Genomic DNA, 16000 nt, shown 5'->3' with positions numbered 1-16000 from the left:
GGCCGGTGGGGCGGGCCTCAGGTGAGCGCGGCCACCAGGTGGGCCAGCGGCGTGGCCAGCACGATGGTGAGCGCCACGCGCTCGACCCAGATCACCAGGAGGTGCCACATCTTCACGGGGATGTCCGTGGCCAGGATGGCAGGAACCACCGCGGAGAAGAAGATGATCGCGGAGACGCAGACGACGCCGATCACGAACCGGGCGACGAGGTCCTCGTGACCGGCCGCCATCGTGGCCGGGATGAACATCTCGGCGATCGAGGTGGCGGAGGCCGAGGCCAGCAGGCCGGGGTCGGAGTAGCCGAGCGCCCAGAACAGCGGGTAGAAGATCACGCCGATCCACTCGAACACGGGCGTGTACGTGGCCAGGACCAGGGCGATCAGGCCCACGGACATGATGGACGGCAGGATCTGGAGCACCATCACGAGTCCATCCCGGAAGTTGACCCAGATGTTCTTCGGCAGGGACGGGGCCTCGGCGAGGGTCTGCTCGGCGGCGCGACGGGCCACGCGGAAGCGGTCCCGGGTGACGGCCTGCTCGGGCGAGTGGGTGACGCCCGGGTAGCACTCGTCCGGGATGCGGCTCAGCGGCGGGATGCGCACCGTGATGGCGGTGACCGCGAACGTCACCGCGAGGGTGCCGAAGAAGTACCAGAGCCAGATGTCCATCAGGCCCAGCGTCTTGGCCACGATCACCATGAAGGTCGCGGACACCGTGGAGAAGCCGACGGCGATGATCGCCGCCTCGCGGGCCGTGTAGCGGCCGCCGGTGTACATGCGGTTCGTCAGCAGCAGGCCCAGGGCGTAGGAGCCCACGAAGGAGGCGACGGCGTCGACGGCGGCGCGGCCGGGCACGCGCCAGATCGGCCGCATGGCCGGGTGCAGGTAGACGCCCACGAACTCCATGAGGCCGTAGCCGATCACGAGGGCCAGGAAGACGCCGCCGATGGGGACGATCAGGCCCACGGGCACCACGAGCTTGTCCATCAGGAACGGGCCGATGCTCTCGTCCAGGATCCAGCTCGGGCCCACGCCGAACACGACCATCGCCGAGGCGACCAGGCCGAGCACGGCGAGGAAGGCGAAGACCGTCCGGGTGGTGCTGGTGCGCCAGCGGCCCGAGGCGAACGGGTACACGGCGCCGGCGGCGATGATGGCCATGCCCACCCAGCGGTCGGCCGGGCCGAGCAGCCCGCGCACCCAGGTCACCAGGTGGTCCAGCGGGATGGAGCTCGCCCCGTTGATCGTGACGGGCACGAAGAACATGACGATGCCGATCGCCGAGTAGACGATCATGCGCCAGCGCGCCGGCGGGCGGGGCGCGTCGGCCTCGATCGCGGCCATCGCGGTGGTGTCGGTGTGCAGCTCGTGGTCTGCGGGGCGGGACGAGTCCATCGTGGTGTCCTTTCGATCGCGAGCCGGACGGGCGTCCGCCCGTCCGGCTCGCGGCGGTGAAGCCGTCGGACGGCGACGGCGCGGCGGCACCGTCGCCGTCCGACGACGTGACCGGGGTCAGTCCCGGATCGTGGCCTCCATGGGCACACGGACGCCGCGCTCGGCGGCGACCTCGACGGCGCGGGAGTAGCCGGCGTCGACGTGGCGGATGACGCCCATGCCGGGGTCGTTGGTGAGCAGCGCCTCGAGCTTGGCCGCGGCCAGCTCGGTGCCGTCGGCAACGCCCACCTGGCCGGCGTGGATGGACCGGCCGATGCCGACGCCGCCGCCGTGGTGGATCGACACCCAGGTGGCGCCGGAGGAGGTGGCGGTCAGGGCGTTCAGCAGCGGCCAGTCGGCGATCGCGTCGGAGCCGTCCAGCATGGACTCGGTCTCGCGGTACGGGGAGGCCACGGAGCCGGAGTCGAGGTGGTCGCGGCCGATCACGATCGGCGCCTTGACCTTGCCCTCGGCCACGAGCTGGTTGAAGAGCAGGCCGGCCTTGTGGCGCTCGCCGTAGCCCAGCCAGCAGATGCGGGCCGGCAGGCCCTCGAACTCCACGAACTCGGCGGCGCCGTCGAGCCAGCGGTGCAGGTGCTCGTTCTCGGGGAACAGCTCCTTCAGGGCCTCGTCGGTCACGCGGATGTCCTCCGGGTCGCCGGAGAGCGCGGCCCAGCGGAACGGGCCGAGGCCCTCGCAGAACAGCGGGCGGATGTAGGCCGGGACGAAGCCCGGGAACTCGAACGCGCGGGAGTAGCCGGCCTTGCGGGCCTCGTCGCGGATGGAGTTGCCGTAGTCGAACACCTCGGCGCCGATGTCCTGGAAGCCGACCATGGCCTCGACCTGGCGGGCCATGGACTCCTGGGCCTTCTTGGTGAAGGTGTCCGGGTCGGCCTCGGCCTCGGCGTGCCAGTCCTTCTCGTCGATCTCGATCGGCAGGTAGGACAGCGGGTCGTGCGCGGAGGTCTGGTCGGTGACGATGTCGATCTCGACGGTGCCGGCCTTCTGGCGCTCGAGCAGCTCGGGGAACACCTCGGCGGCGTTGCCCACGAGGCCCACGGAGACGGCCTCGCCGTCGCGCTTGGCCTGCATGACGCGCTCGACGGCCTTGTCGATGTCCGTCTCCACCTCGTCCAGGTAGCGCTTGCCCATGCGACGGCGCAGGCGGTCCTCCGAGACGTCCACGATCAGGCAGACGCCGCCGTTGAGGGTGACGGCCAGGGGCTGGGCGCCGCCCATGCCGCCGCAGCCGCCGGTGAGGGTGAGGGTGCCCTGGAGGGAGCCGTCGTAGCGCTTGCGGCCGATCGCGGCGAAGGTCTCGTAGGTGCCCTGCAGGATGCCCTGGGTGGCGATGTAGATCCACGAGCCGGCGGTCATCTGGCCGTACATCATCAGGCCCTCGGCCTCGAGCTTGCGGAACTCCGGCCACGTGGCCCAGTCGCCCACGAGGTTGGAGTTGGCGATCAGCACGCGCGGGGCCCACTTGTTGGTGCGGAACACGCCCACCGGCTTGCCGGACTGCACCAGGAGGGTCTCGTCCTCCTCGAGGTCCTTGAGGGTGGCGACGATGGCGTCGTAGGCCTCCCAGGAGCGGGCCGCGCGGCCGGTGCCGCCGTAGACGACGAGGTCCTCGGGACGCTCGGCGACCTCGGGGTCCAGGTTGTTCATGAGCATCCGCAGCGGGGCCTCGGTCTGCCAGGACTTGGCGGAGAGCTCGGTGCCGCGCGGGGCGCGGATGGTGCGGGACGGGTCGTGCTGGGTGAAGCCCTCGGCCATGGCAGTTCCTCTCGACGGGGTGCGTGCGCCGCCGGGACGGGTAGCCCCGGTGATTTCACGGCTCGGCATGCACTTTCCGAACATTGAAACAGTGACTCGGCTCACGCGCAAGCCCGATCCGCGTGTCCCGCACCCGTTACGCTCCCTCTCATGACCACCACCCCCACCGCCTCGACGCGCACCGTGGACCGGGCCCTGGACCTGCTCGCCGCCGTCACCGAGCAGCCCCGGCTGAGCCTGACCGAGGCCGCCCGCGCCACGGAGCTGCCGGCGTCCACGGCGCTGCGCCTGCTGCGCAGCCTCGAGGGATCCGGCTTCGTGGCCCGCGACGACGACGGCGCCTACCGCCCCGGCGTGCGCCTCATCCAGCTCGGGGCGCGGGCCTTCTCCCGAGACTCGCTCGTGCAGCTGGCCCGCGGGCCGATGGACCACGTCGTGGCCGCCACGGGCGAATCCGTCTACCTCTCGGTGACGACCCCTCCGGACTCCGCCGTCTACCTGGCGATCGTGGAGGGCACGCACTCCGTCCGCCACACGAACTGGGTCGGACGCACCGTCCCCCTGGCGGGCACGGCCGTGGGCGACGCCCTGCGCGGCAGCGTGGCCGCGGGGGACTACACGCTGCGCACCCGTTCCGTGGAGAAGGACGTCACCTCGCTGTCCGCCCCCATCAGCGTGGCGGGCACGGTGGTCGGTGCGCTCAGCACGCTCGTGCCGGCCTACCGCTGCACGGACGAGCTGGCGGACCGGTGCGGGGCGGCCCTCGTCGCCGCCACCGGCGAGCTCGCGCACCTGCTCGGGGCGGCCGACACTCCCAGGGAACGCCCAGCCGACTCCCCTGGAAAGCCCAAGGCGAGTTCGTAGGCTGAAGCCACCTCATCGAAGGTGCGAGTGATGACGGAGAAGGCCCCGGGCCCGGCGAGAGCCGGAACCGGGGCCTTTCTCTGCGGCCGGCGCCCGAGGCGCCGGTTGCGGGGATCAGCGGCGGGAGGAGACGACGCCCGCCCAGAGGCCGCCGAGCAGGCCCGCCACCGGCAGCATCCAGAACAGGTGCAGGCCCGCCCCGTAGAGGACGGTGTTGGAGAACACCGCGAACAGGCCCACGGCACCGAGGAAGCCGCCGACCACGCCACCGACCACGTAGCGCACGACGGAGCGGGCAGCCCCGCCCATCAGCAGCACGACCAGGTAGCCGGCCGCGCCCGCCAGGGCGCCGCCCACCAGGCCGAACATGAACGACTGCACCAGCACGACCCAGCCGTGGCCGGTCTCGCCCAGCGCCACGGAGCCGTTCGGATCACCCAGGTCGCCGGTGAGCACGCGCACGACGTTGCCGATGATCACGACGAGCACCGAGACGAGGATGACGCGGTTGGTGAAGCCCCAGCCCTCCACCGGGCCCAGCGGCTCGAGCACCTCCTCCTCCACCACGGCGTGGCGCACGGGGCGGGCCGGGGCGGTGTGGGCGTTCGCGGCGTGGGGCTGGACGGCGTGGCTGCCGTCGGCGTTGATGGTCATCTCTGATCTCCCGTCCCGCCCCGGGCGGGGCGCGTTCCGAGCGCCGGGGCGCCCGTCTGGTTGCACGTCTGACGTGATTTTAGGCTTTTCCCAGCCCGAGGGGGTAATGGTGACCCGTCCGCCGGGCGGGGGGCGGCTCAGAGGACGTCGGTGCGGCGGTTGGCGAGCGAGGGGAGGAACTCCCGGACCTCGTCGATCCGCTCGCGGGTGACCTCCGCGGTCACCACGGCCTCCCGCTCGTCGGCGAGCTCGGCGACGGGCAGCGCCAGCGGGTCCACGATCATCGAGTGGCCCACGGTGCCGTCCGAGCACGTGTCGGCCGCGGCCACCCACACCGTGTTCTCCACCGCGCGGGCCTTGAGCAGGGTGCGCCAGTGGTCCACCTTGTGCTCGCCGGAGAACCACGCCGCGGGGATCACGAGCACGTCCGCGCCCTCCACCGCCAGACGCCGGGACAGCTCGGGGAAGCGCAGGTCGTAGCAGGTGAGCAGGCCCAGGCGGAGCCCGCCGAGCTCAATCGCCGCGACGCCGCCGTCGCCGGGGGTGATCCGGTCCGACTCGCGGTGCGCGAACGCGTCGTAGAGGTGGAGCTTGCGGTACGCGCCCAGCCGGGCGCCGTCCGCGCCCACCGCCAGCAGCGTGTTGTAGGGACGCCGGTCCGGTCCCGGCTCGTAGCCGCCCGCGACGACGGCGATCCCGTGCTCCCGCGCCAGCGCCGCCAGGCCCGCGGCGAACGGCTCCCAGGCCGCGGCGACGGCGTCGGGGAACTCCTCCCCCACCTCGCGGGCCCCGAGCATGGCCTCCTCGGGCAGCACCAGGAGGTCCGCCCCCTCGCCCGCGGCGCGGGCGGCGAGGCGGGCCATCACGGCCAGGTTCTCCTCGACGTCGCCCACGGGCCCGAACTGTCCGACGCTGATCCTCATGCCCCCAGGGTAGCCAGGCCCCTGCCGGTGGCCGTCAGCCCTGGTCAGCGCTGGGGCCAGCCGCCACGCTGGGGACCGGGCACGACGTCGGCCCGCATCGGCCGCCGTCGTCCTCCGCCCCCGATCCGCGCGGCACCGCGCGGCACGTCGACACCACAGGAGCAGACGCGATGACCACCCAGCAGCCCGACATCCCCGGCACGCCGGGGCCGATCACCCCCGACCTCGAGGAGCACACCGCCCTCACCCACCCGGACCAGCCCGTGGCCGTCCCGGCCCCGGACCAGCGCGGTCCGGCACAGGTCTCCCCCACCGGCCAGGACACCGGCGCCGACCCCGCGACCGCCGCGCAGGGCTGCCCGTACCTGACCACCGCGCACGGCGTGCGCCTGCAGGACTCGGACCACTCGCTCAAGGCCGGCCGCCGCGGCCCCACCCTCCTGCAGGACCACCACCTGCGGGAGAAGCTCAGCCACTTCGACCACGAGCGCATCCCCGAGCGCGTGGTCCACGCCCGCGGCGCCGGCGCCCACGGCGTGTTCCGCGGCTACGGCACCGCCGCGAAGATCAGCCGGGCCGGACTCTTCGCCAAGGACAAGGAGACGGAGGTGTTCGTCCGCTTCTCCACCGTGGCCGGCTCCCGCGGCTCCATGGACCTGGCCCGCGACACCCGCGGCTTCGCCACCAAGTTCTACACGGACGAGGGCACGTGGGACCTGGTGGGCAACAACATCCCCGTGTTCTTCGTGCAGGACGCCATCAAGTTCCCGGACGTGGTGCACTCGGTGAAGCCGCACCCGGACCGCGAGATCCCGCAGGCGCAGTCGGCGCACGACACGTTCTGGGACTTCGTGTCCCTGCACACCGAGGCCCAGCACCACACCCTGTGGAACATGTCCGACCGCGGCATCCCGCGCTCCTACCGCATGATGGAGGGCTTCGGCGTCCACACCTACCGCCTGATCGCGGCGGACGGCTCCACCGTGCTGGTCAAGTTCCACTGGAAGCCGATGCTCGGCGTGCACTCCGTGACCTGGGAGGAGGCGCTGCTCACCAACGGCATGGACCCGGACTTCCACCGGCGTGACCTCGCCGACGCGATCGAGGCCGGCGCCTTCCCCGAGTGGGAGCTCGGCGTGCAGGTGTTCGAGGACAACGAGGAGCAGATGTTCGAGGGCATCGACCTGCTCGACCCCACGAAGCTGGTCCCGGAGGAGCTCGCCCCCGTGCAGCCCCTCGGCCGCATGACGCTGAACGCCAACCCGTCCAACTACTTCGCGGAGACGGAGCAGGTGGCCTTCAACCCGGCCAACCTCGTGCCCGGCATCGACGTCACCAACGACCCGCTCCTGCAGGGCCGCCTCTTCTCCTACCTGGACACGCAGCTCACCCGCCTCGGCGGGCCGAACTGGAACCAGCTGCCCATCAACCGCCCGCACGCCCCGGTCAACGACATGCTGCGTGACGGCTTCCACCAGAGCGCCGTGCATCGCGGCGTGGCGCCGTACCGGCCCAACTCGCTCGACGGCGGCCTGCCGTACGAGACCCCCGCGGACGACCACGCGTTCATCGAGCACCCGGAGCCGCTGCCGGCCTCGGTGAAGGAGCGCGCGCACGCCGCGTCCTTCGACGACCACTTCTCGCAGGCGCGCCTGTTCTTCCTCTCCCTCTCCGAGGTGGAGCGCGAGCACGTGGCGCAGGCGTACACGTTCGAGCTCGGCAAGTGCTACGAGCAGACCATCCGCGAGCGCCAGCTGGCCCACCTCGCCGCGATCGACACGCGACTGGCCCAGCAGGTCGCGGACGGCCTGGGCATCCCCGTCCCCGCGCCGACCGAGACCCCGGCCGACGTGCAGCCCTCCCCCGTGCTGTCCCAGATCGGCGGCGCGTGGCCGCTCGACGGCCGTCAGGTCGGCGTCGTGGTGGGCGAGTCCGTGGACGAGAAGGAGCTGGACGCCCTCGTGCAGGGCATCCACGGTGCGGGCATGGTCCCGCTGGTCATCGCACCGAAGGGCGGCCCCGTGGCCGGGGAGATCGTGGCCCAGCGGACCTACCTGACCGCCGCGTCCATCGAGCTGGATGCCGTGGTCGTGGCCTCGCCGGCGGCCCCCGCCGCAGACGCCGCCCCCAGCCTGGACCAGAAGGCCGGCGCCGCCGACTCCGAGGCGGTGGACCCGCGCGTCGTCAAAGTGCTGCAGGAGATGTGGCGCCACTCGAAGGCGATCCTCGCCCTCGAGCCGGCGGAGGCCGTCCTCGCGGCCGCCCAGGTGTCCGGCAAGGGCGTCGAGTCCGCGGCGGACGGCGCGGCCGCCGTGGCGGCGCTGAAGCAGCTCCTGCCCGCGCACCGCGTGTGGGACCGCTTCCCGACGACGGGCCGCCTGGCCGACTGACCGGCGGACCCCCGGGCGCTTTCGAACGTGAGATAGGGCCTATCTCACGTTCGAAAGCGCCCATTCGCCCTCTTTCACGTTCGAAAGTGCAGGCCAGGGCGGGCCGGGCCGGGGCGGCGGGCCGGGTCAGTCCTCGATGAGGTCCCGGACCTGGACCACCTGGTCGCGGCCCGGGCCCACGCCGATCGCGGAGATCCGGCACCCGGAGAGCTTCTCGAGGGCCTCCACGTAGCGCTGGGCGTTCAGCGGCAGATCCGTGAACGCGCGGGCGCCCGAGATGTCCTCGGTCCACCCGTCGAAGTGCTCGTACACCGGCTTCGCGTGATGGAACTCGGTCTGGGTCATGGGCATGCGGTCGTGGCGCACGCCGTCCACCTCGTAGGCCACGCACACCGGGATCTTCTCGATGCCGGTGAGCACGTCCAGCTTGGTGAGGAAGTAGTCCGTGAAGCCGTTGATCCGCGCGGCGTAGTGGGCCATGACGGCGTCGTACCAGCCGGTGCGCCGCGGGCGGCCGGTGTTCACGCCGAACTCGCCGCCGGTGGTGCGCAGCTGCTCGCCCATCTCGTCGAAGAGCTCCGTGGGGAACGGGCCGGCGCCGACGCGCGTGGTGTAGGCCTTCACGATGCCGATGGTCCGGGAGAAGCGGGTGGGGCCGATGCCCGCGCCCACGGCCGCGCCGCCGGCGGTCGGGTTGGACGAGGTCACGAACGGGTAGGTGCCGTGGTCCACGTCCAGGTAGGTGGCCTGGCCGCCCTCCATGAGCACCACCTTGCCCTCGTCCAGGGCGTCGTTGAGCAGGTTCACGGAGTCCACGACCATGGGGCGCAGGCGGTCCGCGTAGCCCAGGAAGTACTCGGCGATCTCGTCCACGGTCACGGCGCGGCGGTTGTAGAGCTTCACCAGCAGCTCGTTCTTCTGCCGCAGGGCGCCCTCGATCTTCTGCCGCAGGATCGACTCGTCGAAGATGTCCTGCACGCGGATGCCCAGGCGGGCCACCTTGTCCATGTAGGTGGGGCCGATGCCGCGGCCGGTGGTGCCGATCGCACGCTTGCCCAGGAACCGCTCGGTCACCTTGTCCATGGTCTGGTGGTACGGCGCCACGAGGTGGGCGTTGGCGGAGATCTTCAGGTGCTCGCACGAGTGGCCGCGGGACTCGAGCCCGTCGATCTCCTCGAACAGCGCCTCCAGGTTCACCACCACGCCGTTGCCGATCACCGGCACCGCGTTGGGCGAGAGGATGCCGGCGGGCAGCAGCTTGAGCTCGAACTTCTCCCCGTTGACGACGACGGTGTGCCCGGCGTTGTTGCCGCCGTTCGGCTTGACGACGTAGTCCACTCGCCCGCCCAGCAGGTCGGTGGCCTTGCCCTTGCCCTCGTCGCCCCACTGGGCTCCGACGATCGCGATCGCTGGCATCTGCATCTCTCCTCAGGGCCGCGGGTCGTCCCGGACCGGCCCGTACATGGAAAACGCCCCCTTGCGGTGCGCACGGAGGCCGTACCCCCGAATCCTACCAGCGTGACGGATGCCACCCCCTGGCTACGCTGGCGCCATGAGCACCGCAGCGCCCGGCACCCAGCACTCGGACTTCGCCTCCCCGACCCCCACCCGCAAGGGCCCGAGCGTGGGCACGTGGCGCCCCTGGGCCGTGCTGCCGTGGGCGCTGGCCCTCCTCGCGCTGCCCCTGATCGCGCTCGCCCTGCGCTCCAACTTCGGCGCGAACGGCTGGATGACGGTCATCTACATGGTCTTCGGCGCCCTGCCCCACGAACTCGCCCTCGTGCTCATGGTGGGGAGCCTGTTCCTCCTGCCCCGCGTGAACCCGCAGGATGAGCAGCGGGGCGGCATCCGGCTGGGGCGCCTGCTGCACACGCTGTTGGGCATCTCCTGGGGGTCCTTCGCGCTGGCCGCGATCATCTTCCCCGACGGCGGCGACCACCCGGACTCCGGCGCCACGACCCCGGTGCTCATGGACCTGCTCGGCAAGAGCACCGCGATGGACGTCGGCCTCGTGGGCGGCCTCGCCCTCGTGGCCGTCAGCGCCCTCACCGGTCTCGCGGTGATCGTGGTGTGCGTGGTGCGGCGGATCCGCGCCGTTCGCTGAGCACGCTCCCGACGACGGCGGTCAACGCACCGACATGACGCGCGGCGGGGTGCCCCGCGGCACCGTCTCCAGCACCGCCCCGTGGGCGCCGGCCAGGCGGGCCAGGAACACGAGGTTGGCCCGCTCGACGGGGTCTGGGTCCGCGGCCACGCCGCTGACGAGGATCCGCTCCGGCGCCACGCCACGGGCGGCGGCGTGCTCCACCGTGAGGCGCGCGTGGTTCTGCGTGCCCAGCCCGGGGCGCGCCACGACCGTCAACCCCGCGTCGAGCCCGGCCGCCCGCAGCGCGCGCACGGCGTCCACAGGCCCCTCGTCGGCCTCGGTCCACGCCACGGTGATCCCGCCGGCGCCCTCGATGAGCAGGTGGTCGACGCCCGCGGCGAGGCCACGCCACCGGCCCAGCTGCTCACCCAGAGGCGGCAGAGGGGGCGTCCCCTCCCCCGCGTGGGCGACCGCGTCCACGGGGGCCATCGCGGGGCCGACCCGCGCCCCCTCGGACACGGTCAGGCGGGCCGGAGCGGCGGCGTCGAGCGCGCCGGATGCGGCGGCCGCGGCCACCAGGTCCCGGACGGTCTCGACGTCGCCGGCCTCCCCCGGTGCGACGCCCGTCTGCACCGGCTTGTCCACGTGCACGCGGAGCCCGGCCACCAGGGCACGGGCCGCGAGCGCGGCGGTGCCCCACGTCTTGCCGACGTCCGTGTCCGTGCCGGTCACGACCTCGATGCGCATGTGTCCACTCCACTCTGCTCGATTCGGATGTCCTCGCCGCCGTGCCACGGTCCGGGCGTCACGAGCACGTGCTGCGGCGCCTGGAAGGAGAGCAGGCGCAGCCACGTCGCCGGCGGCCCGGTGAGCCGGGCGTCCGGCAGCAGGCGGGCGACCTCGCGGACCACGAGGGCGGTCTCGAGCTCCGCGAGCCCGGCCCCGAGGCAGCGATGCAGGCCGAAGCCGAAGGCGAGCCGGGCGTCGTCGTGCTGTTCGCCGCTGAGGTGCAGCAGGAGCTCGTCGCCGGCGCGGACCTCGTGCTCGCCGACGCGGACGTCCGCCGTGGCGAGGCGCCGCCAGGTGGGCACCGAGGAGCTCGTCCGGAGGCACTCGGCCACGAGCTCGGCCGCGGCCGCCTCCGCCGCATCGGCTCCGGCGCCCCCGTCCGCCCCGGCGCCGAGCGCGGCCCAGCGGGCGGGGTCGGCCAGGGCGCGGGTGAGCGCGGTGGAGATGAGCAGCCGGGTGGTCTCCTGCCCGGCGATCACCAGGAAGTAGCCGAGGGAGACGATCCGCTCGTCGTCGACGCCGGCCTCGTGCAGCGCCGCGAACAGGTTGCCGGGCTGTGCGTCGTCCCCGCGCGCCTCGACGACGGCCCCGCGCAGCCACCGGTGGAAGTCGGCGGCGGAGCGGGCGAGCCGCAGCTGGCGGTCCTCGTCCGGCCAGCCCCAGAACAGTTCGAGGGAGTCGGCGCTCCAGCGGTGCAGCTGCGCCTCGGGCGGGTTGGGCACGCCGGTCAGGGCGGACATCACGCGCGCCGGGACCGCTGCCGCCACGGTGGTCGCCAGGTCCACGGCCCCGCCTGCGCGGCCGGTGTCCGCGAGGGCGGCCGTGAGGGCCATCCGGGTGGTCGCGAGGATCCGGCCGCGGGCTTCGCGCACCTTCGCCGGGGAGAAGAACGGTGCCACGACGCGACGCACCGCCCGGTGCTCCTCCCCGCCGGCGGAGGCGAGCACGGGCGGCAGCCGGAAGCGGGCGGCGGCCAGGATGCGGCGGGCCGGGCCGCTCAGCGGGACGACCGCCGTGAGGGCGTTGTCCGAGGCGAACGTCCCGGGGTCGGTGAGCACGCGCCGCAGGTCGGCGGGATCGGAGATCCGCAGGTGGTCGCCGCGCACGGCCTCCGGCCGTGGGTCGCCGTGGGCGAACGGGCAGCCCGTGGACGCGCCCCACGCCCGGGCGGCCACGCTCGCCACCGCCTCCAGCGCCGCCCGCAGCCGGGGCTCGGGGACGGCGGTGGTCACGCTCACGCGGAGGCGGGCGATGCCGTCGGGCACGCTGGGCGGGCGGAAGCATCCCACGAGGACGCCGTGCGCGCGCAGCTCCGCGGCCGCGGCGACGGCCTGCTCCGGTCCGGGCATGCGGATCGAGTGGACGGCGCCCGCCCCGACCTCCACGTGCCCGGCCAGCTCGGGCCGGCGGGTGAAGACGTCCACGGCCGTCTCCCGGGCCCGCGCGAGCCGTGCCGCGGGCTCCCCCGTGGCGGCGATCCGGCAGGCGGCCGCCGCGGAGGCGGCGAGCACGGGGGCCAGGGCCGTGTCGAAGACGAAGGTGCGGGCGGTGTTGAGCACGTGGTCGCGCCAGGACCGCGCGTCGGGCCCGCCGAACAGGGCCAGACCGCCCTGGCCGCCGAGGGCCTTCGAGCAGGTGGCGGTGACCACGACGGGCGCCTGCCCCGCCCACAGTCCCAGGGCGCCCGTGCGGCTGCCGCCGGGGACCACGCCGAGCGAGTGGGCCTCGTCCACCACGAGCAGGGCGCCGTGTTCGGCGGCCAGGGCGGCCAGGGCGGGCAGGTCGGCCTCGTCCCCCAGCACGGAGTACAGGGACTCGACCACCAGCACGATCCGTCGCGCCCGCCCTTCGGTGCGCAGCCGGTCGAGGGCGGCCCGGAAGGCGGGCACCCTGTTGTGCTCCACCGTGGTGACCGACGCGCCCGCCAGGGGGGCGAACGCCCCTGAGCGGGCGGTGACGGCGAGGGCGGCGCCGTCGCGCAGGCTCGCGTGGGCGTGCTCGTCCAGGAGGAAGGCGGTGCCCGGCCCGGCCAGGGCGCCGAGGACACCGAGGTTCGCGGTGTAGCCGGAGGAGAAGGCGAGGGCGGCATCCGCGTCGGCCAGCGCGGCGGCGGCGGACTCGAGGTCGGCGTGCGCGGGATGCGTCCCCGTGACGACGCGGGAGGCCCGCGCCCCGACCGGCCCCTCGGTGGCGATGCGCGCGGCGGCGGCCCGCACGTCCGGGTGGACGGCCAGGCCCAGGTAGTCGTTGGCGGCCAGGTCCACGACGCTCGACGACGGCGCGCCCGGCTCCGGCGGGTCGGCGCGGCGCTCCAGGCCGCGGCGCGCGCGGACGGCGGCCCGAGAGCCCAGCCACGAGGACCAGGGGTCGGCGGGCGTGCTCGTGGCCGCGCCGGCCTCGGCGGTGTTCATGCGCAGACCTCCTCGACGGCCCCGGTGACGGCCGCGCAGATCGTGGCGACGTCGTCGTCGGTGCTCACGTAGGGCGGCATCACGTACACCAGCCGCCGGAAGGGGCGCACCCATGCACCGCGGGCGACGGCGGCCCGAGTGACGGGCTCGACGTCCACGGTCCGGTCCAGCTCCACGACGCCGACCGCACCCAGGACCCGCACGTCGGTGACGGCGGGCAGGTCGGCGGCCGCCGCCAGCCCGGCGCGCAGCCCGGCCTCGACGCGGGGCACCTGGGCGGCCCAGCCGTCGCGCGGGTCGGTGAGCAGGTCGAGGGACGCGGAGGCGACCGCGCACATCAGCGGGTTGCCCATGAACGTGGGCCCGTGCAGGAGAGCCCCGGGCATGCCCCGTTCCCGCCGGGAGACCGTCTCGGCGACCTCGGCGGTGCACAGCATGGCCGCGCCCGTCATGGTGCCGCCGGTGAGCGCCTTGCCGAGGCACAGCACGTCCGGGGCGACGCCGGCCCCTTCGCACGCGAGCCAGCGGCCGGTGCGGCCGAAGCCGGTGGCGATCTCGTCGGCGATGAGCAGGAGCCCGTGCTCGTCGCACAGCTCGCGCAGCACGGTGAGGCAGCGCGGGTCGTAGACGCGCATGCCCCCCGCCCCCTGGAGCACGGGTTCGAGGATCACGCCGGCGATCTCGTCCGCATGCGCGGCGGTGAAGGCGCGGGCCTCGTCCTCCCACGCGGCGAGGGCGGCGTCGTCGGCCTCCCAGTGGCCGGCCGGAGCGGCGTCGGGTGCCATGGGTGCCGCGGCGACGCCCTCGGGCACCCAGCGTGCCGCCGGCGGGCGGGGCAGGAACAGATGCCGAGCCACGAGCGAGGTGAAGGCCGCGTGCATGCCGTCCACGGGATCGCACACGCCCATGGGCGCGGCGGTGTCCCCGTGGTAGCCGCCGCGGACCGTGAGGAATCGGCGGCGGCTGGGCCGGCCGCGCGTCGCCTGGTACTGGAGGGCGAGCTTGAGCGCAACCTCCACCGAGACCGAGCCGGAGTCGGCGAGGAACACGTGCTCGAGCGCGGCGGGGGTGTGCGCGACGAGCCGTTCCGCCAGGTCGACGGCGGGCGCGTGCGTGAGCCCGCCGAACATGACGTGCGGGAAGGCCGCGGCCTGCCGGGTCAGGGCCTCGACGAGCGCGGGGTGCCCGTGCCCGTGCACCACGGACCACCAGGACGCCATCGCGTCGATGGCGCGGTGACGCTCCCCGCCCGGCCCCTCGAGGTCGAGGTGGACGCCCCGGGCACCGCGCACGGCGTAGAGCTGGCGGGCGCCGGCGGCCCCGTAGGGGTGCCAGAGGTGGGCGGCGTCGCGGTCGAGGAGGCCGGCTTCAGCGGGGGCGGTCACGGTGCGTTCAGGCGTTGGCGGGCTCGGCCGTGCCCGCGCCCCGGCGGCGCAGCTCGGGCTTCACGGTGCCCTCGGTGCCCGTGTCCGGTCGGGCGTCCTCTGCGACCCCGGCCTCCGAGGCGACGGCCGCACCGGAGCCGCACGGGCCGGCGTCGTCCGTGCCGCCGCAGCAGCCGCCGGCCGGGGCGCCGTCGTCGGCCGCGGCCTGCTGCGCACGCTCCTCGGCGCCGAGCACGGTGAAGCCGGCATCGGCGATCATCTGCAGATCCGCCTCGGCGTCCTGGCCCTCGGAGGTGAGGTAGTCGCCGAGGAAGATCGAGTTGGCCACCTGCAGGCCGACCGGCTGCAGGGAACGCAGGTGCATCTCGCGGCCGCCGGCGATGCGCAGCTCCTTGCCCGGGCACGCCATGCGGACCATGGCCAGGATCCGGAGGCACTCGAGCGGCGTGAGCTGCTGGTGGCCCTGCAGCGGGGTGCCGTCGAAGGGCATGAGGAAGTTGACGGGGATGGAGTCGGAGTCCAGGTCGCGGAGCGCGAGGACGGCCTCGACGAGCTGCTCGTGCGTCTCCCCCATGCCCGCGATCAGGCCGCTGCAGGAGGACAGGCCGGCGGCGCCGGCACGCTGCACGGTGTCCACGCGCTGCTCGTAGGTGTGGGAGGTGCAGATGGACTCGTAGTGGGACTCGGCCGTGTTGAGGTTGTGGTTGTAGGCGTCGACGCCGGCGTCCTTGAGCTTCTCGGCCTGGCCGTCCTTGAGGAAGCCGAGGCACGCGCACACCTCGACGTCCGGGTGCTGGGCCTTGAGGTCGCCGACCATGCCGGCCACGCGGTCGACGTCGCGGTCCGTGGGACCGGTGCCGGAGGCCACCATGCACACGCGCGAGGCGCCGCCGGCGATGCCCAGGCCCGCCTGGCGGACGGCCTCCTCCGGCTTGAGCCACGTGTAGCGCAGGATCTCGGCCTCGGTGCCGAGCCGCTGGGAGCAGTAGGTGCAGTTCTCCGGGCAGAGGCCGGTCTTGAGGCTGACCAGGTAGTTGACCTTGACCGTGCGGCCGAAGTGCTTCTCGCGCAGGCGCGAGGCTGCCGCGACGATGCGGAACGTGTCCGCGTCCGGGGCGTCCAGCACAGCGACGGCCTCCTCAGCGGTAAGCACGTGGCCCGCCTCGATGCGGTCCACGAGGGCCTCGGGGTCGAGGGCGGGGCCTCTCCGGTGGGCGGGGCTCGGCCCCGGGTGGGTCTGACTCGAGGGACTCTAACAGTGTTCATTGAACAGTGTTCAGGAGCGGGGG

The 16000-nt window shown here is 73.7% G+C and carries 12 protein-coding genes; 3 read left to right on the top strand and 9 right to left on the bottom strand.

All coding sequences use genetic code 11. The features are described from left to right. Positions 1-17 precede the first annotated feature (17 nt). Both CITRIK5_RS11115 and hutU read right to left on the bottom strand, forming a co-directional pair. The gene (locus CITRIK5_RS11115; RefSeq protein WP_119217593.1) at positions 18-1394 is read right to left on the bottom strand and encodes a YjiH family protein; all 1377 of its coding nucleotides are present in this window, start codon (positions 1392-1394) and stop codon (positions 18-20) included. Between the two features lie 117 nt (positions 1395-1511). After that, complete coding sequence (hutU, locus tag CITRIK5_RS11110) at positions 1512-3209, bottom strand: urocanate hydratase (protein ID WP_041104428.1); 1698 nt, start codon at positions 3207-3209, stop codon at positions 1512-1514. Between the two features lie 150 nt (positions 3210-3359). On the opposite strand from hutU, the gene CITRIK5_RS11105 reads away from it, so the two are divergent. Beyond that, on the top strand, positions 3360-4073 hold the full coding sequence (locus tag CITRIK5_RS11105; RefSeq protein ID WP_041104426.1) for an IclR family transcriptional regulator: 714 nt from the start codon (positions 3360-3362) through the stop codon (positions 4071-4073). A 114-nt stretch (positions 4074-4187) separates the two neighbouring features. Here CITRIK5_RS11105 and CITRIK5_RS11100 read toward each other — a convergent pair whose 3' ends face one another. Together CITRIK5_RS11100 and CITRIK5_RS11095 are read right to left on the bottom strand one after the other, a co-directional pair. After that, a complete protein-coding gene (locus tag CITRIK5_RS11100) occupies positions 4188-4727 on the bottom strand; it encodes a hypothetical protein (RefSeq protein WP_036315779.1) in 540 nt (179 codons plus the stop codon). A gap of 137 nt (positions 4728-4864) precedes the next feature. Next, positions 4865-5650: a carbon-nitrogen hydrolase family protein gene (locus tag CITRIK5_RS11095; RefSeq protein ID WP_036315777.1), complete on the bottom strand. Its 786-nt coding sequence runs from the start codon at positions 5648-5650 to the stop codon at positions 4865-4867. A gap of 170 nt (positions 5651-5820) precedes the next feature. Here CITRIK5_RS11095 and CITRIK5_RS11090 point away from each other — a divergent pair, with 170 nt between their 5' ends. Further along, positions 5821-8040 carry a catalase gene (locus tag CITRIK5_RS11090; protein WP_020624966.1) on the top strand — a complete coding sequence of 740 codons (2220 nt, stop codon included), beginning with the start codon at positions 5821-5823 and terminating at the stop codon, positions 8038-8040. A gap of 126 nt (positions 8041-8166) precedes the next feature. Here CITRIK5_RS11090 and CITRIK5_RS11085 read toward each other — a convergent pair whose 3' ends face one another. Next, a complete protein-coding gene (locus CITRIK5_RS11085; protein WP_069941931.1) occupies positions 8167-9456 on the bottom strand; it encodes an adenylosuccinate synthase in 1290 nt (429 codons plus the stop codon). 136 nt (positions 9457-9592) lie between these two features. Here CITRIK5_RS11085 and CITRIK5_RS11080 point away from each other — a divergent pair, with 136 nt between their 5' ends. Continuing rightward, positions 9593-10144, top strand: a complete 552-nt coding sequence (locus CITRIK5_RS11080; RefSeq protein ID WP_122054886.1) for a hypothetical protein — start codon at positions 9593-9595, stop codon at positions 10142-10144. 21 nt (positions 10145-10165) lie between these two features. On the opposite strand, the gene bioD is transcribed toward CITRIK5_RS11080, so the two are convergent. The 4 genes from bioD to bioB are packed head-to-tail and all read right to left on the bottom strand — an operon-like array spanning position 10166 to position 15864. After that, positions 10166-10873 (bottom strand): ATP-dependent dethiobiotin synthetase BioD, encoded by a 708-nt coding sequence (bioD, locus tag CITRIK5_RS11075; RefSeq protein WP_020624969.1) that lies wholly within the window; start codon positions 10871-10873, stop codon positions 10166-10168. Continuing rightward, positions 10855-13326 carry an aminotransferase class I/II-fold pyridoxal phosphate-dependent enzyme gene (locus CITRIK5_RS12285; RefSeq protein WP_231862047.1) on the bottom strand — a complete coding sequence of 824 codons (2472 nt, stop codon included), beginning with the start codon at positions 13324-13326 and terminating at the stop codon, positions 10855-10857. Before CITRIK5_RS12285 ends, bioD begins: the two co-directional genes overlap by 19 nt. Continuing rightward, a complete protein-coding gene (bioA, locus tag CITRIK5_RS11065) occupies positions 13323-14711 on the bottom strand; it encodes an adenosylmethionine--8-amino-7-oxononanoate transaminase (RefSeq protein ID WP_101963375.1) in 1389 nt (462 codons plus the stop codon). The genes CITRIK5_RS12285 and bioA overlap by 4 nt, the downstream gene beginning before the upstream one ends. 7 nt (positions 14712-14718) lie before the next feature. Continuing rightward, positions 14719-15864, bottom strand: a complete 1146-nt coding sequence (bioB, locus tag CITRIK5_RS11060; RefSeq protein ID WP_236557185.1) for a biotin synthase BioB — start codon at positions 15862-15864, stop codon at positions 14719-14721. Positions 15865-16000: the final 136 nt, after the last annotated feature.

It is taken from the genome of Micrococcus sp. 116 (assembly GCF_902506395.1).
Taxonomy (GTDB): domain Bacteria; phylum Actinomycetota; class Actinomycetes; order Actinomycetales; family Micrococcaceae; genus Micrococcus; species Micrococcus luteus.
The sequence above is the reverse complement of the archived record's forward strand: the minus strand, read 5'-3'. Positions and strand labels throughout refer to the sequence as shown.

Coding starts and splice junctions, on each gene's coding strand:
- CITRIK5_RS11095 (WP_036315777.1), bottom strand. CDS start 5,650: ATGAGGATCAGCGTCGGACAGTTCGGGCCCGTGGGCGACGTCGAGGAG.
- CITRIK5_RS11080 (WP_122054886.1), top strand. CDS start 9,593: ATGAGCACCGCAGCGCCCGGCACCCAGCACTCGGACTTCGCCTCCCCG.
- CITRIK5_RS11085 (WP_069941931.1), bottom strand. CDS start 9,456: ATGCCAGCGATCGCGATCGTCGGAGCCCAGTGGGGCGACGAGGGCAAG.
- CITRIK5_RS11090 (WP_020624966.1), top strand. CDS start 5,821: ATGACCACCCAGCAGCCCGACATCCCCGGCACGCCGGGGCCGATCACC.
- CITRIK5_RS11105 (WP_041104426.1), top strand. CDS start 3,360: ATGACCACCACCCCCACCGCCTCGACGCGCACCGTGGACCGGGCCCTG.
- bioD (WP_020624969.1), bottom strand. CDS start 10,873: ATGCGCATCGAGGTCGTGACCGGCACGGACACGGACGTCGGCAAGACG.
- hutU (WP_041104428.1), bottom strand. CDS start 3,209: ATGGCCGAGGGCTTCACCCAGCACGACCCGTCCCGCACCATCCGCGCC.
- CITRIK5_RS12285 (WP_231862047.1), bottom strand. CDS start 13,326: ATGAACACCGCCGAGGCCGGCGCGGCCACGAGCACGCCCGCCGACCCC.
- CITRIK5_RS11115 (WP_119217593.1), bottom strand. CDS start 1,394: ATGGACTCGTCCCGCCCCGCAGACCACGAGCTGCACACCGACACCACC.
- CITRIK5_RS11100 (WP_036315779.1), bottom strand. CDS start 4,727: ATGACCATCAACGCCGACGGCAGCCACGCCGTCCAGCCCCACGCCGCG.